Source organism: Streptomyces tardus (assembly GCF_018101125.2).
In the GTDB taxonomy this organism is placed as follows: Bacteria; Actinomycetota; Actinomycetes; order Streptomycetales; family Streptomycetaceae; genus Streptomyces; species Streptomyces tardus.
The window spans coordinates 563,970-580,592 of record NZ_JAELVF020000001.1 but is presented as its reverse complement, the minus strand read 5'-3'; the positions used below and the strand labels follow the sequence as shown (position 1 = coordinate 580,592).

Annotated in this window: 11 protein-coding genes and 4 pseudogenes; 7 read left to right on the top strand and 8 right to left on the bottom strand. The window is 71.7% G+C overall.

Annotated elements, in window-relative coordinates; all coding sequences use genetic code 11:
- Positions 1-101: 101 nt before the first annotated feature.
- On the top strand, positions 102-530 hold the full coding sequence (locus JGS22_RS02455) for an organic hydroperoxide resistance protein (protein ID WP_211041196.1): 429 nt from the start codon (positions 102-104) through the stop codon (positions 528-530).
- Positions 531-981: 451 nt separating this feature from the next.
- On the opposite strand, the gene JGS22_RS02450 is transcribed toward JGS22_RS02455, so the two are convergent.
- Together JGS22_RS02450 and JGS22_RS02445 are read right to left on the bottom strand one after the other, a co-directional pair.
- Positions 982-2,004, bottom strand: coding sequence for a zinc-dependent alcohol dehydrogenase (locus JGS22_RS02450; protein ID WP_308405478.1), 1,023 nt, complete (start codon positions 2,002-2,004; stop codon positions 982-984).
- A gap of 303 nt (positions 2,005-2,307) precedes the next feature.
- On the bottom strand, positions 2,308-3,228 hold the full coding sequence (locus JGS22_RS02445; protein ID WP_211041197.1) for an SGNH/GDSL hydrolase family protein: 921 nt from the start codon (positions 3,226-3,228) through the stop codon (positions 2,308-2,310).
- Between the two features lie 349 nt (positions 3,229-3,577).
- Here JGS22_RS02445 and JGS22_RS02440 point away from each other — a divergent pair, with 349 nt between their 5' ends.
- Complete coding sequence (locus JGS22_RS02440; RefSeq protein ID WP_211041198.1) at positions 3,578-4,072, top strand: DUF3145 domain-containing protein; 495 nt, start codon at positions 3,578-3,580, stop codon at positions 4,070-4,072.
- Between the two features lie 865 nt (positions 4,073-4,937).
- On the opposite strand, the pseudogene JGS22_RS02435 reads toward JGS22_RS02440, so the two are convergent.
- Together JGS22_RS02435 and JGS22_RS02430 are read right to left on the bottom strand one after the other, a co-directional pair.
- Positions 4,938-6,249 (bottom strand): annotated as a pseudogene (locus tag JGS22_RS02435) (ABC1 kinase family protein); the annotation flags it as partial.
- A 47-nt stretch (positions 6,250-6,296) separates the two neighbouring features.
- Positions 6,297-7,535 carry a ThiF family adenylyltransferase gene (locus tag JGS22_RS02430; RefSeq protein ID WP_308405477.1) on the bottom strand — a complete coding sequence of 413 codons (1,239 nt, stop codon included), beginning with the start codon at positions 7,533-7,535 and terminating at the stop codon, positions 6,297-6,299.
- Positions 7,536-7,842: 307 nt separating this feature from the next.
- Here JGS22_RS02430 and JGS22_RS02425 point away from each other — a divergent pair.
- Positions 7,843-8,445, top strand: a pseudogene (locus JGS22_RS02425) (M48 metallopeptidase family protein); the annotation flags it as partial.
- 37 nt (positions 8,446-8,482) lie between these two features.
- On the opposite strand, the pseudogene JGS22_RS27260 reads toward JGS22_RS02425, so the two are convergent.
- Together JGS22_RS27260 and JGS22_RS02420 are read right to left on the bottom strand one after the other, a co-directional pair.
- A pseudogene (locus JGS22_RS27260) lies at positions 8,483-8,689 on the bottom strand (M48 metallopeptidase family protein); the annotation flags it as partial.
- Positions 8,675-9,022: pseudogene (locus JGS22_RS02420) on the bottom strand (TerD family protein); the annotation flags it as partial. The pseudogenes JGS22_RS27260 and JGS22_RS02420, both read right to left, overlap by 15 nt.
- A 613-nt stretch (positions 9,023-9,635) precedes the next feature.
- Here JGS22_RS02420 and JGS22_RS02415 point away from each other — a divergent pair.
- From JGS22_RS02415 to JGS22_RS02405, 3 genes are read left to right on the top strand one after another with little or no spacing between them, the layout of a single operon-like run.
- Positions 9,636-11,327 carry a TerD family protein gene (locus JGS22_RS02415; RefSeq protein WP_216814809.1) on the top strand — a complete coding sequence of 564 codons (1,692 nt, stop codon included), beginning with the start codon at positions 9,636-9,638 and terminating at the stop codon, positions 11,325-11,327.
- A gap of 11 nt (positions 11,328-11,338) precedes the next feature.
- Entirely contained in the window at positions 11,339-12,022 is a 684-nt protein-coding gene (locus JGS22_RS02410; protein ID WP_211039048.1) for an AIM24 family protein, read from the top strand.
- Between the two features lie 17 nt (positions 12,023-12,039).
- Positions 12,040-12,798, top strand: a complete 759-nt coding sequence (locus JGS22_RS02405) for an AIM24 family protein (RefSeq protein WP_211039047.1) — start codon at positions 12,040-12,042, stop codon at positions 12,796-12,798.
- A 247-nt stretch (positions 12,799-13,045) separates the two neighbouring features.
- Here the strand turns inward: JGS22_RS02405 and JGS22_RS02400 are convergent, their stop codons facing one another.
- Positions 13,046-13,642: an NUDIX hydrolase gene (locus tag JGS22_RS02400; protein WP_211039046.1), complete on the bottom strand. Its 597-nt coding sequence runs from the start codon at positions 13,640-13,642 to the stop codon at positions 13,046-13,048.
- Positions 13,639-15,186, bottom strand: a complete 1,548-nt coding sequence (locus JGS22_RS02395; protein WP_211039045.1) for a zinc-dependent metalloprotease — start codon at positions 15,184-15,186, stop codon at positions 13,639-13,641. The genes JGS22_RS02400 and JGS22_RS02395 overlap by 4 nt, the downstream gene beginning before the upstream one ends.
- Before the next feature lie 187 nt (positions 15,187-15,373).
- Between JGS22_RS02395 and JGS22_RS02390 the strand changes: the two genes are divergently transcribed.
- Positions 15,374-16,483, top strand: coding sequence for an NAD-dependent epimerase/dehydratase family protein (locus JGS22_RS02390; protein WP_211039044.1), 1,110 nt, complete (start codon positions 15,374-15,376; stop codon positions 16,481-16,483).
- Positions 16,484-16,623: the final 140 nt, after the last annotated feature.

The following is a 16,623-nucleotide window of genomic DNA, read 5'->3' as shown; positions in this document are numbered from 1 at the left end:
AACGCGCCCACGGGTGCCGGTCGCCGGCCCCGTAGACTCCGACCACTGACCGACGGGGTCGTGGGCGCGAGCCCTCCGGTCAACGTTCACCAGGGAGACATATGTCCATCCAGCCCGTCGACGTTCTCTACACCGCTGTCGCCACCGCCGAAGGCGGACGTGACGGCCGGGTCGCCACCAACGACGGCCAGCTCGACGTTGTCGTCAACCCGCCCAAGGAGATGGGCGGCAGCGGCGCGGGCACCAACCCCGAGCAGCTCTTCGCCGCCGGCTACAGCGCCTGCTTCCAGGGTGCCCTCGGCGTCGTCGCCCGCCAGGAGAAGGCGGACATCAGCGGTTCGACGGTGACCGCCGAGGTCGGCATCGGCAAGACCCCGGCCGGCGGTTTCGGGATCAAGGTGGCGCTTTCCGCGCACATCCCGAACGTCGACAACGCCACCGCCGAGGCGCTGTTGGAGAAGGCGCACCAGGTGTGCCCCTACTCCAACGCCACTCGCGGGAACATCGAGGTCACCATCAGCGTCGCCTGACGGCCACGCCTCCCACGGGCCGCTCCGGATCACTCCGGGGCGGCCCGCTGCGTACGCCTGCCCCCTGCCCCACCCGCCCCGCGCCTCGCGGCGACTCCCGCGCCGATTGCGGCCCGCGCCGCCGTACGGCTCGTGCATGGCCTGCGCGGTGAGCCGCGTTCCGCCGTACGGCTCGTGCCGCCGTACGGCTCGTTTGCACCGCGCGCGGTGAGCGTCGCGCGTTCGGGCGTACAGCCCGTGTCGGCGTACGGCTCGTGCATGGCCTGCGCCTGACATCGCGTTCCGGCGAACGGCCGCGTCTGTGTGCGGCTCGTGCCCCCTGCGACGGTCGAGTGCCGACGCAGAGCCCGTGTTGGTGTGAGGGCTGGTCTCGGCGTACCGCTGGTCTCGGCGTGACGCCGCGTACCGGGGTACGGCCCTTGGGGACGTACGGGCAGTGGTGCGGTCGGGTTCAGGGGCGGAGGAGCACCTTGGGCTGCTCGCCGCTGCCGTCCTCGTCCAACAGCGTCATCGCCCGGGCGAAATCCTCCAGGGGGAGCTCGTCGGTGATCAACGGACGCAGGTCGAGCAGTCCGCTGCGGAAGGCGCGCACCGCGTGCGCCCAGGAACGGGTGCTCGCGCCGGTCACCGCGCTCACCGTCAGCTGGCTCGCCGTCAACACCTCGGAATCCAGGCCCTGTCCGTCGGACTCGAACTCCCCGCACAGCACCACCCGCCCACCGGGGCGGGCGAGGCGACAGGCGTCCGTCGGTTCGCAGCCGCTGTCTGCCATCAAGAGCACCAGATCGCAGCGCCCGTACAGCGGGGCGCAGTCGTACGGGGTCACCGCGGCGGAGGCGCCCATCGGCAGCGCGCGCTCGGCCCGTACCAACCACGGGTCCAGCACGTGCAGCACTGCCGGCGAGTGGGCGGCGAGCAGCTGAACGGCCAGCAGGCCGCGGGTGCCCGCGCCCACCACGGCGATCCGGCTGCCGGGGAGCGGCTGCCCTGCGAGAACCGCCTCGGCGACCGCGGCGGCCGGTTCGAGCAGCGTGGCCGCGCCCAGGTCGGCACTGTCGTCGAGCAGGTGCAGCCGCCGGGCGGGGATGATCAACACGTCGGCACAGGCGCCCGGTTCGGTGAAGCCGGTCTGCGCGTACCCGCGGACGCATCCGCCGGCGACTCCCTGCCGGCACGGCTCGCACATCTGGCAGCCGTGCAGCCCCTCGCCCACCGTGCGTCGCCCCACCAGCGCCGGATCGACGCCTTCGCCGACGGCCTCCACCGTGCCGGACCACTCGTGCCCCGGGGTGACGGGATAGCGGGCGAGCTCGGGTGCCCGCGTCCCGTCGTAGAGCGCGCGGTCGCTGTGCGCGAGTCCTGTCGCGTGCACCGCCACCCGCACCTCGCCGGGACCTGGGTCAGCCACCGGGCCGGTCACCATGCGGTGTTCACCGGGCTTGTCGATGACGAGCGCGCGTACGGTCCTGGCCACGATCCCTGCTTTCGGTACGTCCGGTCTGACGCCGAGCCGGAGCGCCGGCGTCCGTGCCTGGTTCTCTTCCGCCGGTCGGTGGACCGGCGGTGTTCCGCGTCGAATGCGGAGTTGGCGTTGATTGTGCCGTCCGAGACGCTCGGGCTTAAGGCAGCATCGGGAGCGCCCGGAAGCGTGAATTCCCCTCGACCGCCCCGAACGTGCGCCCTGCCGGCGCGCTGTGCACCGCCCGTGACGCGGATGCGGGAGCGCCGGCCGCCCCAATGCCGGGAAGCGACGGCGAACGGCGGGAGGAGGGGTGGCTCAGCCCCGAGCGGTGACGGTCTTGTGCAGCACCCGGGCGAGCACCTGCTGCCCGCGCTTGCTGGGGTGGAACCAGTCCCATTCGCTCAACTCCGCCTCGGCGAACGGGTAACGGTGGACGACGCCGTTGTCGTAGCGGCAGCGCGTGTCTTCCGCGCAGACCTCCCGCAGGACCCCGTTGTACGCCCGTACCCGCTTGTCGACCTGCGCCCGTCGGGCCTCGTCCGCCGCGCTTCTGGACTCAGGCGCGCGCAGCAGCGCCTGGCAGATCCCCAATTTCCACACGTCTGCGGCGGCCTTGTGGCCCTGGCCCACCTGGTACATGCGCAGCACGTCAGGCACGCTCACCATCAGGATCTGCGTCTTCGGCGACCCCTCGCGCAGGGTGCGCACGGACTGGCGCAGGTCCTTCTCGAACTCCGCGACGGACGTCATCGACGCGGTGGTGTCGGCGCAGGCGTCGTTCGCGCCTATCAGTACGGTCGCGAGCTCCGGTTTGTCGATCACGGCCTTGGCTGCCTGCGCCGGTAGATCACCGACCACCGCACCCGATGCCGCGTGGTTCCAGGTCCTGCCGGCGGGGTTGTCGAGCAGCCTGCGGGCCAGGCTGTCGACCCGCGGGTCCGTGCCCGTCACCCAGCTTGCCTCGGGACAGTCGGACAGCGGCATGCATGCGTGGAAGGCGACCGTGATCGAGTCGCCCAGCGCGGCGATCGAGCCGGGACTGGTGTCCCACGAGGCGCCGGGGGAGGGGGCGGGACTCGACGAAGGTTTCTCGTGCCGGGCGCGGGTGTCCTCGCCGCCGGCCTGGTCGCCGCTGTCCGAACTGCACCCGGCGGCCGTCACGAGGAGCGCGAATGCGAGTCCTGCGGCAGCGCCGACCCGCGGTCGACGGCCCAGCCCGGCCCTCTTGAACCTCATCCGTCAAATTCCCTTCCCCAGCGGGCCGCTCCGAGGGTGTACTGAGCGCCCGGCCCCTTGTGGAACGACCGTACGTCAACACGCCGTTGCGGCGGAGTGAGAGCACCCGACCGCAGTCGTGGTGGTTGCTGTCGAAGTCCTGTGTTGGTGTGGAGATCAGAGGTTACGTGCCGTCACATTGCGTCCTTTTTGTGTAGGGATGAAGGGAAGTGGTGTTTACTGTTCGTAGTTCAGAGGCTGGTGTGCAGCGCCCCGATGGGGCAGAATGTCAGCCGCCGCCGACGTCTGACCGGTAGCGAGTTGAGGCCGCTGGGGAAGGCGAACCTCGAACCGCACAGGAGGCCCCCCGGTGACGACACGTGGAGTTCTGTACGTGCACTCCGCGCCGCGAGCGCTGTGCCCACACGTGGAGTGGGCAGTAGCGGGCGTTCTCGGTGCCCGCGTCACGCTCGACTGGATCAAGCAGCCCGCGTCCCCGGAGACCCTGAGAGCCGAGTTCTCCTGGCAGGGAGCGCCGAGTGCCGCTTCCAAGATGGCCTCCGCGCTGCGGGGCTGGCGTCTGCTGCGGTTCGAGGTGACTGCGGAACCCAGCACCACCACCGAGGGGGAACGCTTCAGTTCCACTCCTTCGCTCGGCATCTTCCATGCCGTCATCGGTCAACACGGCGACATCCTGATTCCCGAGGACCGGCTGCGCTCCGCGACGAGTCGTGCGGTGCGGGGCGAGACGGACCTCGTCGACGAGGTGAACAAGCTGCTCGGCAAACCGTGGGACGACGAGCTCGAACCATTTCGACACGCGGGTGAAGGCGCCCCGGTCCGCTGGCTCCACCAGGTCGTCTGACCACCCTTTCCGACTCCGGCGCCGCCGCCCGTACGCCTGAGCTCGCACGTCCCTACCGGTAAGCCCGTGCGCCCGAGCCCGCGAGGCCGTACGTCTGAGCCCTGCCCGAATCCGAACGCCTTGTCGGAGCGCCTGTCCGAAGGTTCTTGCCCGGCGCGAACCCGGTCCGGAGGCAGCAAGCGTGGCTACACGGAACATGCCAAGCGGCCAAGCGGGAACACCGCGCCCAGGCACTGAGAGACTCGCCCGAGATCAGGAGCCTGTTCGGGCCCGGCTGGGTAGCCGAACCGTTAGGGACGGCCTTGCCATCCGGCGCCGTCACGCCCTCTGCCTCGACTTCGGGCTGCGGCCTCGCGCCCTCGCCCGGCAGCCGGGTGGCCGCACGGCCCGGCGGGGCTCGGCCGCTCGGTGGTGCGCGAACGGCTTCAGCCGGCTTCGGGTCTGTCGTCGCTCTTCGTCTTCGTCTTCGTCCGAGCGCTTGCGCTCTTCTTCGGCCTGCTGCTTGCCCGGTCCTCGGTCGTCGCTCCTGCGTCGGCAACCTTCTTCGCCGTCCGCTTCTTCGCGGGACCTACGGGCTCAGCCTTCTCTACCGGCTGCTTCTCGGCGGTCGGCTTCTTGCCTGCTTGTCCGGCGGCGGGCTTCTTCCTCGGCTGACGCTCTGCGCCGGCGGGCTTCGGCGCCGCCTTTCTGCGCGGCGACTTCCGTCGAGCATCCTCGGGTCGGCGCTGTCGACCGACCGAAGCCTTGTAGGTGTCGCCGTCCCGCTCGGGCGGCTCCTCCTCGCCGGCCCGAGCCGAAGGCTTCGCGTGCGCAGAACCCGTCCCCCCTGAGTCCCCCGCCGGCGGGCTGCCCTCTGAACGGCTCATTTCCTCGGCGAAGCCGGGCAGCCAGTCGAAGAGCTCGTCCCGCATCCGCACCGTCGCGTGCAGCTGGCAGAGCACACCCACTGTGCTGAGAGTGACGCGGTGTATCAGCACGTACTCGGGCGGGAGGTTGAGCTGCTTGCCCAGCTGGTGCGCCGGTGAGCGAGGGTCGGCGATCCGGGCAGCCTGGTCCCTCATCCAGCTTCGCGAGAAGGTGAACTCCTCGACGCTCGACGGCTCGATGATCGGCAGCAGATAGTCGAGCACGGCGTCCGGGGCGAGAGTTATCGACTCCTTGACGAAGTTCTCCTCCCGCAGCAGCGCGTAGACCTGATCCGCTTCACCCTCCAGCGCCAGGCGCAGCGCCGAGCCGATCATCGGCGAGAGGCCCTCGGGCAGCCGGTCGACAGTGCCGAAGTCCATGACACCGAGGCGTCCGTCCGGAAGAAGCCGGAAGTTTCCCGGGTGGGGGTCGGCGTGGAGCAGACCGGTGCGGGCCGTACCGCTGAAGAGGAAGCGTGCGAGCAGCTGGCCGGCGTGGTCCCGCTCCTCCTGTGAGCCGCCCCGTATGACTTCGGAGAGCGGAGTGCCCTCCATCCACTCCGTCACGAGTACCTGCTCGCCCTGGTGGACGACATCGGGGACGCTCACGCCGGGGTCGCCCGTGAACTCCGCCGCGTAGGCACGCTGAGCCTCGGCCTCCAGGCCGTAGTCGAGCTCCTCGCTGATCCGCGCGCGAAGCTCGACGATCAGCGGTTTGACGTCCAGGCCGGGAACCAGCGGCCCCAGGAGCCTGGCGAACATCCCCAACTGACTCAGATCCGACAGCAGCGCCTCACCCGCTCCCGGGTACTGGACCTTCACCGCGACCTCGCGCCCGTCGTGCCAGACGGCACGGTGAACCTGGCCGATGGACGCCGCAGCGGCGGGCTCGTCGTCGAACTCCACGAAGAGCTCACGCCACCCCTCGCCCAAGCGCTCCGTGAGCACCGCGTGCACGGTGCTCGCCGGCAACGGAGGCGCCGCGTCCTGAAGCTTGGTCAGCGCCGCACGATAGGGGCCCGCCACTTCCTCGGGCAGCGCGGACTCGAAAACGGAGAGCGCCTGCCCGACCTTCATGGCGCCGCCCTTCAGCTCACCGAGCACCTTGAACAGCTGCTCCGCGGTGCGCTGCTGAATCTCGCTGCCCACGAGCTCGGCCGAATACCCGCCGAGCCGCTTGCCCAGGCCCCAGGTGGCTCGGCCGGCGTAGCCGAACGGCAGCGCGGCCAGCTTGGCGGTTCGCGTCACCGCGCGGCGCGGAAGATCTGACATCAGGCCCCTCCAACTCGCTGACAGCTCCGAGCTGCTTGCCGCCATTGTCACCTCTGCTGCCCCGGGATCCGAGGGAGAGTCCGGCGCGAAACCGAAGGAGAGGCCTCGCGGGCACCCACGGTCACTGCAGAGGCGCCGCACGGGCACTCTGCGTGTGCCGGCAGCTCCTCCTCCTCGCGCCACATATGAGGAAGCACATAGGAGACACGCGTCCCGACGGTGTCCGTGTCGTCGCCGTCGAGGAAACGCAGTGCGGCGTTGGCGGCTGCGCCGGCGACCACGCTTGCCAGTGCTCCGTCGCACGCCGGGGCGGCGGCAGCTCCCCGGGCGGAACGCCACTGGCCCACGATCAGCGGCCATGCGGGCTCGCGGCGCGTGCGATCCAGCATCATGCACTCCGCGCACGAGGAGCTGCCCGGCACCACCAGTGGCCCCACGAACCCGGTGCCCTCCACCACGCCGGCATACAGATGTGGCTGACCCGCCTCGATCAGATCCCGCGCGCTCTCAGGCCGGGGAGCGTACGCCTCGAGGCCGTCCCGAGGTGTGATCACGACCAGATCCAGACCCCGCTGCTCGCCTCTGCGCGGCTGCGGGGGACGCGACCAGGGGGTGGCCCTGCGCACCACCCTGCGCAACGCTGCGGCCCTACGCTCGCCGGTCTGCTCCGGGCCGACACCACCGGGGCAGATGTCGCCGGGGGAGACGCATCCGCCGTCGCGCGCCTCGACCTGGCCGATCCCGCCCGCCGCCAGCAGCGCTGCCACCGCCGAACCGACCCTGCCCCCGCCCCGCACCTGCACCCGACCGGCTCGGCGGGTGCTGACCCTGCGCGCGGCGCCGCCGGGCTCGGGATGCACCACTGACAACGAGGCGACATCGGGACCCAGTCGCATACCGGTCTCGGTCACGGTGTGCGACCCCGCGGCAGATCCGACGGCAGACCCCAGGGCCGAGCACGCCGGCGAGCCCGCTGTCGAGCCCAGGACCGAGCCCGCGGCACGGCCGATGGCGCGACCTGCCGTCGCATCGTCCAGCACACCCGCGCCCGCCAAGCGGTCCAGCAGTCGATCCACCAGTGAGCCGCCAAGCCCCATCAGCTGTGCGGCTTCGCGCAGCTGCACCACGCTTCTGGTGCCGTCCAGAAGCTCCAGGAAACTACCGGTCGTGTGGTCGACCGGACCCAGCTGTACGGCGTGGGCGGGGGCCACCCCGTACTGGACCGTCTGGCCGTTCCGCCAGCTGCGCCGGAGCGCAGGCTTGATCATCGGGTGCGTCAGCTGCACGACCGAACTCCTCCCGGGGGGGCAGTGGATTTGGGGCGCGGGCGCCGCTCGCGAACGAGCTGTGCCCTCTTCTCCTGCCGCCATATTGGCGTCGGAGCCCCTGCGGCGGATCAAGTTGTCCACAGGCCCGCCGTGATCGTCGTACTAGCTGAGCGCGGTCCGGTCGTGCTCGGCCCTGCCACGTCCGTTCGCTCTTCGCACGCCGCTCCTGCGGCATCACCGCGACACGCGGGCGCGCGCCCCGTCTCGCCGGACCGTCCCGTCGCGGGGCACGGACAATGTCGGACCCCGGGGGTACGGTCGGGTGGTGTCCGCAGAACCGCTGAAGGCTGCCGGCGGCAGCCCTGCCCCGCCCGCCGCCACCGACCCGGAGGCCCCGAGCGGTCCGGTGCGTCCTCCGGTCGAGGTGCGGCGCAGTTCGCGCCGCCGCCGCACGGTCTCCGCCTACCGCGAGGCGGGGCGCACCATCGTGCTCCTGCCTGCGCGGATGTCGGTGGAGGAGGAGCGGCACTGGGTGCGGGTGATGGTCGACAAGCTCGCCGCACAGGACGCGAGGAAGCTGCTGAGCGACGACGAACTCCTGGACCGGGCGGCGCAGTTGGCGGAGCGCTACCTCGCGGGCGAAGTGCGTCCCGAAGCGGTCAGATGGGTCACCAACCAGAACAGCCGCTGGGGCTCCTGCACACCGTCCGAGCGCACCATCCGCATCTCGCACCGGCTGCAGGGCATGCCGGAGTACGTCCTGGACTACGTGTTGCTGCACGAGCTGGCTCATCTGCTCGTACCGGGCCACGGGCCCGGTTTCTGGCGCCTGTTGGACGCCTACCCGCGGACCGAACGAGCCCGCGGCTTCCTGGACGGAGTCGTGGCCGCGGATCGTCTGCCGCACCGCCCGGTAGCCCCGTCGGACGGGCCGCAGTCGTACGACTGCGGCCCAGGTCCGACGGGGCTACCGGGCGGTGCGGCAGACGATCCGCGGCCACGACTCCGTCCAGGAAGCCGCGGGCTCGTTCGGTCCGCGGGTAGGCGTCCAACAGGCGCCAGAAACCGGGCCCGTGGCCCGGTACGAGCAGATGAGCCAGCTCGTGCAGCAACACGTAGTCCAGGACGTACTCCGGCATGCCCTGCAGCCGGTGCGAGATGCGGATGTACCCGGGGCCGACCTGCGACATCTGTCCGTCACCGTCGATGGTCGCAGTGAAGGAGAGGTGGCGGACGGCCTCGGGCACCAGGTCGAGGGTCACCCTGAACGACTCGGTGTCCCCGGCATGTTCGCCGAGCTGCTGGATGGACTCCTCGGGCGACTTGGGCTGGTTGTAGAAGATGAAGTAGCGGTCGTCCGAGAGCCGTTCCTCGGCGTCGAGCCCGAAGCAACTGATGTCGAAAGTGACGCCGGGGGCGTCTATTCGCACACCCACGTACAGATCGGTGCCCGCTGTCAGATCACTGAGCCTGGCCTTGTGGCCGCGCTGGAATTCCCTGGCCATGCGTAACGCCCGTCCCACGCCTGCCTACCCTGACCGTGACGCACGCCCGGTGCCAAGCGGTTGCGGTGATTGCTGCGCCAGGCTAACTCGTCCCTGTGACAGAGCCGACAGCAGCCGCCGCCGGGACGGCGCGGAAACCGGACGACGGTTGACCGTACGGCTCACGGGCAGGGCGGGGGCGGGCGCGGCGCTCTCCGAGGACTCGGTGCTTCCCGGTGCAGAGGGCGGAGGCAGGGGCGGGGTGGGGAGCACCGTGCTGCCGGGGGCCGGGCGCCCGGCCCCCGGCAGCACGGTGCTCCCCACCCCGCCCCTGCCTCCGCCCTCTGCACCGGGAAGCACCGAGTCCTCGGAGAGCGACGCGCCCGCGCAAACCGCCGCGCCCGCCCCCGCCCTGCCCGTGAGCCGTACGGTCAACCGTCGTCCGGTTTCCGCGCCGTCCCGGCGGCGGCTGCTGTCGGCTCTGTCACAGGGACGAGTTAGCCTGGCGCAGCAATCACCGCAACCGCTTGGCACCGGGCGTGCGTCACGGTCAGGGTAGGCAGGCGTGGGACGGGCGGCCGAGCCGCTCGCCAGGACATCTCAGCAAAAACGGGTTGGGGGACGGGCGTTACGCATGGCCAGGGAATTCCAGCGCGGCCACAAGGCCAGGCTCAGTGATCTGACAGCGGGCACCGATCTGTACGTGGGTGTGCGAATAGACGCCCCCGGCGTCACTTTCGACATCAGTTGCTTCGGGCTCGACGCCGAGGAACGGCTCTCGGACGACCGCTACTTCATCTTCTACAACCAGCCCAAGTCGCCCGAGGAGTCCATCCAGCAGCTCGGCGAACAGGCCGGGGACACCGAGTCGTTCAGGGTGACCCTCGACCTGGTGCCCGAGGCCGTCCGCCACCTCTCCTTCACTGCGACCATCGACGGTGACGGACAGATGTCGCAGGTCGGCCCCGGGTACATCCGCATCGTCGCGGGCGGCGAGGAAGTGGTGCGCTACCCCTTCACCGGTGCGGAGTTCAGCACCGAGCGGGCAGTGATGCTGGGCGACATCTACTACAAGAACGCCTGGCGTTTCGCCGCGGTCGGGCAGGGCTTCGACGGCGGACTCGACGCCCTCCTGCAGAACTTCGGCGGCGAGGTCCTGGAGGACGAGGAGCCGGAGCCCGAGCCGGCCGCTCAGCCCGCTGCGCCGCCGGCCTTCGCGCCGCCGTCCGGCCCGCCGCCCGTTTTCGCGCCGCCCCCGGGCGCCGCCGCCCCAGCGCCGCCCGCGCCGCAGCAGCAGACACCGCCGCCGCCCCCGCAGCAGCCGACGCCGGCACCGCAGCCCGCGCAGGCCCCTGCAGCCCCGCTGCCGCACCATGCCGCGCCGACTCTGGCTGCCGGACTGGCGGTGCCGGGTCAGGGCGGGCACCAGCCCGTGACTCCCGGCCCGCCGCAGCCTCCGCCGTCGGCACCCACTGCCGGGCACGCGCCGCAGGTGCCGCACGCGCCGCAGGCTCCGCCCGCGCCCTCCTTCGGCGGCAGCTTCGCCGCGCCCGCGTCCGGAGGCTTCGCGCCGCCGGCAGCACCCGGCCCCACCGCGCCGCCGGGTGCGCACACCCCGCCGGTCGCGGGGCAGCAGCCCGGATACGGCGTACCGCAGGCAGGTGGCCAGGGCCTCGCCGTCACTCTGGAGAAGTACCGGGAAGCTCCCAACGGCCAGCGCTGGACGCAGCAGAACGCACAGCTCGTCCGCGTCGACCTCGGAGTCGACGGCCAGCCCGTGCTCGCCAAGCAGGGCAGCATGGTGCTCTACCAGGGCAAGGCCGAGTTCGGTTACAAGGGCGCCGGGATCCGTGGCCGCATCGTCGGGAACGCCACCGGCCAGGAGATGCAGCTGATGCGGTGCAGCGGCAGCGGCCAGGTGTTCTTCGCCGAGGAGGCCGCCTATGTGCATCCGCTGGAGCTCCAGGGCGACGCCATCTGCGTCTCCGCGGAGAACGTCCTCGCCTTCGACGAGTCGCTCCAGTACGAGGTGCGCCGGATCGAAGGGCACGGCATCCCCGGCGGCGCTCTGTTCACCATGCAGTTCCACGGCACCGGCACGATCATCGTCAAGACCAGGGGCACCCCCGTCGTGCTTCCGGTCACCCCCTCCACCTACGCCGACGCACAGGCCGTGATCGCCTGGTCCGCGGCGGCGCAGGTCATCGTCAGCAGCCAGGTCCGACTCCGCCGCCAGGCCTACCCGGGCCACAGCGGCGAGAGCGTCAACCTCCAGTTCCGGGGCGCGCCCGGGAACTTCATCGTCGTCCAGCCGTACGAGGTCTGAGGGAGCCCGTCATGCACCAGCAATCCATCGCGGGCTTCGCCCCGTCGCCGCCGGCCGCACGTATGGAGTGCCACGGCAGCAGCATGCTCAAGGTCGCCATGGCCACCGGCCAGGACCTCTTCGCGCGCACCGGTTCGATGGTCGCGTACGAGGGTTTCGTCCAGTACGAGCCGAATCCTCCTGCCATTCGCAGGATGGCCTCGCAGTGGCTGACCGGGGAGGGCGCGCCGCTGATGCGCTGCCACGGCGACGGTCTGCTGTACCTCGCCGACTACGGCGCCGACGTGGTGGTGCTCCACCTCTCCGAGGACAGCCTGTCGGTCAACGGCACCAACATCCTCGCCTTCGACGCCCACCTCGACTGGGGGGTCGAGCGTGTCAAGGGCATGGCCAAGTTCGCCGGCCAGGGACTGTTCAACGTCGCGATCTCCGGCACCGGTTGGGTCGCGCTGACCTCGCGCGGCACGCCCGTCGTCGTGGACTGCGGCCGTGGCGAGGACGAGACCTATGTCGACCCCGACGCCCTGGTCGCCTGGTCGAGCGGACTGAAGATGAAGGGCAAGCGGAGCTTCAAGGCCTCCTCGATGATCGGCCGCGGCAGCGGTGAGGCGTACCAACTCGGCTTCTCCGGGCAGGGCTTCGTCGTCGTCCAGCCAAGTGAGGACAGCGCCGACCGCCTGCGGGCGCGCGGCTGAAGGGAAGCGAAGACACCATGCAGAGCCCGCTTTTCGGCCACACCGAGGTCCAGAGCCAGGAACGCTACGCGCTCCAGAACGACAAGATGCTGCGCGTGGCCCTCACCGGCCACGAGGACGTGCTCGCCCGCAAGGGCAGCATGGTCGCGTACCAGGGCATGATCGAGTTCGACGGCGAGTATCTGAGCCGCCAGCAGCAGCACGCCCAGTGGTGGACCGGCGAGGTCATCGACCTGATGCGCTGCTCGGGCCAGGGCACGGTCTACCTCGCCAACCTCGCGCAGTCCGTGCACATCATGGAGGTCGACTTCCAGGGCCTGACGGTCGACAGCTCGTACGTCCTGGCGATGGACTCCCATCTGCACTGGGACGTCATCAGTGTCGACAGCCAGTACGGCATCTCCGGCTCGGGCAAGTACAACCTCGTCATCACCGGTCAGGGCAAGGTCGCACTGATGACGTCCGGACAGCCGCTGATGATGCAGGTCACCCCCGACAAGTACGTCAGCGCGGACTCCGACGCGGTCGTCGCCTGGTCGACCTCGCTCCAGGTGCAGCTCCAGGCCCAGACGAGTTCGTCCGGTGTGTGGCGGCGCCGGGGCTCCACCGGCGAGGGCTGGGAGCTGAGCTTCATGGGGGAGGGCTACGCGCTCGTGCAGCCCAGCGAGTTGCTGCCGCCGCAGGGCGCGGAGATCGGCCAGGGCCTGCGTGCCCAGTACGGCATGGGCAACCAGGGCGCCCGCGGGGTGAACCAGGGCCAGGGCTGGGGCTACTAGCAACACCCCTCCCGAGCGGGAGTCGGACGGCGTACGTGCGCCGCGGCTCACGGCCGGGAGGGCCGAGCCGTCGGTGGCGGGCGATCCGGGGCGCTCGTCCCGCGCCGGGCCGCCCGGCCGCGGAGCCGACGGCTGGGCCCCGCCCGCGAGCCACGCGCCGATGCCGGTCACGCGCTCTGAGCAGCGCCCGGATCAGCCACAGGATCAGCTACGCCCGGGTTGCCAACGCAGAGCAGCAACGCCCGGATCAGCCGCCCCCGCTGCGGCCTGCGCCGCCGAGGCCGAGGGGCTGGGCCGCCGCGATCCGGGAGCGGGTCGCGGACACCAGGCGCAGCACCGAACCGTCGGCGACCTCTGCCAGCCGGGCCCGCCCGGCCGCGTCGCCGTATCCGTACCAGCGCAGATCGAGCGACTCCTCGCTGATCCGCTCGGCCGCGTCCGGCGGCGCCAACGCCGCGTACTGCACGTCCAGATGCACGGCGCACGGCGTGGTGTGCCGGTCCAGCCGCACAGGCCCGCCGGGCAGCAGCCGCAGGCCGACCACTCCGGACTCCTCGGTAGCCTCCCGCAGCGCCGCCGCGGCCAGGCCCTCGTCCTCCGGCTCGCAGTGCCCGCCCATCTGGAGCCACATCTTCAGCTTGCGGTGCAGGGTCAGCAGCACCCGCTCACCCACGGGGTCCACCACCAGCGCGCTCGCGGTCAGATGGCCGTCGGCGCAGGCTTTCCACATGCCGTCGCGGTGGGCGAGCAGGTGGTCCAGGTACGCGTGCCGCAGGGCGTCCTGCTCCTCGCTCGGCGCGATCCACTCCTCGAGCGACCGCGCCGCCTCGGTGTGCAGACTCACGAGTCCTTGCCGCTCCCGCCGCCAGCGTCGCCTTCGGCGTCGTCGGTGCTGCCCTCGTCCTTGCGCAGATCCGTACGGCCCTTGCCGTCGTCTCCGTCGCTCTCGGTACGGCCCTCGCTGCCGCCCTCGTCCGCGCCTCGGTCCGTACGGCGGCCCGCGTCCTTGCGACCCTCGGCGGCGTCGCCGAGCAGACGGTCCAGCTCGGAGAAGTCGACGTGCTCGCGGTGCACGAAGCCGTCCGGATCGTCGAGGTCGGCCGCGGTGGGCAGCATGTCGGGGTGCTCCCAGAGTGCGTCGCGGCCGTCGGCGCCGCGGGCGTCGGCCAGCGAGGCCCACAGCCGGGAGGCGTCCCGCAGCCGGCGAGGACGCAGCTGCAGCCCGATCAGGGTCGCGAACGTCTGCTCAGCCGGGCCGCCGGTCGCCCGCCTGCGCCGCAGCGTCTCGCGGAGCGCACCCGCGGAGGGCAGGTGCGGTTCTGCGGCTGCGTGGACCACCGCGTCCACCCAGCCCTCGACCAGTGCGAGCGCGGTCTCCAGACGGGCGAGCGCGGCTTTCTGCTCGGGGGTGTCCTCCGGCTGGAACATGCCCTGCTGAAGCTTCTCCTGAAGCTCCTCGGGGTTGTTCGGGTCGATCCGGCCGACCACGTCCTCCAGCTTCTCGGTGTCGACCTTGATGCCCCGGGCGTAGCCCTCGACCGCGCCGAAGAGGTGCGACCGCAGCCACGGCACGTGGACGAACAGCCGCTGGTGGGCGGCCTCCCGCAGCGCGAGGTAGAGCCGGACCTCCTCCTGCGGCACGCCGAGCCCCTCACCGAAGGCGGTGACGTTGCCCGGCAGCAGCGCGGCCCTGCCCGAGGGGCCGAGCGGCAGGCCGACGTCCGTGGAACCCACGACCTCACCGGCCAGCACGCCGAGCGCCTGCCCGATCTGGGTGCCGAACATTGCCCCGCCCATGGAACGCATCATGCCGAGCAGCGGGCCGGCCATGGCCTGCATCTCCTCGGGCAGCACGTCGCCCATCGCGGCGCCGACCCGCTCGGCCACCGGGTCGACGAGGTCGCGCCACACCGGCAGCGTCGCCTCGACCCACTCGGCGCGGCTCCACGCCACCGCAGACGTCGCACCCGAGGGCAGGGAGGTCACGCCGTCCAGCCACAGGTCGGCCAGGCGTACGGCCTCCTCGACCGAAGCCTTCTCGGCCGGGCCGACGCTGGCGTCCTTCGAGCCGTCCTCGGCGCCCTGGGCGACGGTCTGGCGGGCGATGTCCTTGGCCATGTCCCAGTTGACCGGGCCGCCCTCGTAGCTGAGCATCTGCCCGAGCCGCTGGAAGGCGGCGCCCAGGTCACCGGGGTTTCCGGGGCCCCCGGCGAGCGAACCGAACATCGCGGCGAGCGGGTTCTCCGCGCCCGAGCCCGTGCCGAAACCGAACGGGTCGCCCCCGCCCTGGTCCGACGAGCCGCTCTCGCGACGGCGCTTGTCCCGGCCTTCGTCGCCGTCCTCCGGCTCCTCCGGCGGGAGGTTGAATCCGAATGGGGTGTCACTCACGGGGTTCCTCGGATCTGTACGGTCGCGGATGGGTGGTCTGCCGGTGCCGGCGACACGGGCGGCGGACGCTGCCCGCAGCCCTCTCCTGTGACGAGCACTATCTCCAGCCTAGACATCCGTCGGCGCGGCGTCAGGCAGGATGGGTGCCGGTGGAGGCCGTACCAGAGACAACCGCGGGAGAAGCCTGGTGAGTTCCCAGGAGCAGTACGTTCGCGTTGCGCGAAACAACGGTGCCCACGCGACGATCGCGATCACCGGGGCGGCGACGGGGGTGGGGGCGCTGTTGACCAGGAGGCTGGTCGACTCGCCCGAGATCAAGGAGGTCCTGGCGCTGGACGACCAGCGCGGCGACGTCGCGGAGGCGCAGTGGCACATCACCGATGTGCGCGACCCTGGCATCGCCGAGCGGTTCCGCCGGGACGGGGATCCGGTCGACGCCGTGGTCCACCTGGCCGTCGACCTCGACCTCGGCACCGACCCCGCGGCCCGGACCGCCTACAACGTCCGCGGGGCGCAGACCGTCCTCACCGCCGCGGCGGCGGCCGGGGTGCGCCGCGTCGTGCTGTGCACCTCGGCGATGGTCTACGGCGCGCTCCCGGAGAACGACGTACCGCTCTCGGAGGACGCGGAGCTCTCCGCGACCGCCGACGGCACCGGCATCTCCGACCTGCTGGAGATCGAGGAGCTGGCCAGACGGGCGCCCCGCGCGCATCCGGGGCTCAACGTCACCGTGCTGCGCCCGGCGATGCTGGTCGGCGGCACGGACACGGCGCTGACCCGCTACTTCGAGTCCCCCCGGCTGCTGGTCGTGGCCGGCTCCCGGCCGTGCTGGCAGTTCTGCCACGTGGACGATCTGGCGAGCGCCCTGGAGTTCGCCGCTCTGGAGAAGGCCGAGGGCGAGCTGGCGGTGGGCTGCGAGGGCTGGCTGGAGCAGGAGGAGGTCGAGGAGCTGTCCGGTCTGCGCCGGATGGAGCTGCCCTCCGCGGTCGCGCTGGGTGCCGCCTCCCGGCTGCACCGCCTCGGGCTGACCCCCTCGCCGGCCGGCGACCTCGCGTACACGATGTACCCCTGGGTGGTCAGCGGCAGCCGGCTGCACGCGGCCGGCTGGCGGCCCGAGTACACCAACGAGGAGGCACTGGCCGCCCTGCTGGAGGAGGTGTCCGGGCACCACACGGTCGCCGGCCGCCGTCTGGGTCGCAAGGACGCCGCCACCACGCTCGGTGCCGCCGGCGCCACCGTCGCACTGGTCGGTACGGCAGCGCTGGTACGCCGTGCGCGCCGCCGCCGCGGTCTCTAGCGCACCACCCGCCCCGCCCGGCAGAGCGCCCGGCGTACGCGCCGCCTGCCGCCCCGCTGTACGGACCCCGTGCGCCCACCGGCCCGCGGCCTGGCGGCCCGGCCCGCGGCCTGGTGTCCCCGCCCCGCGCACCGGCCTCG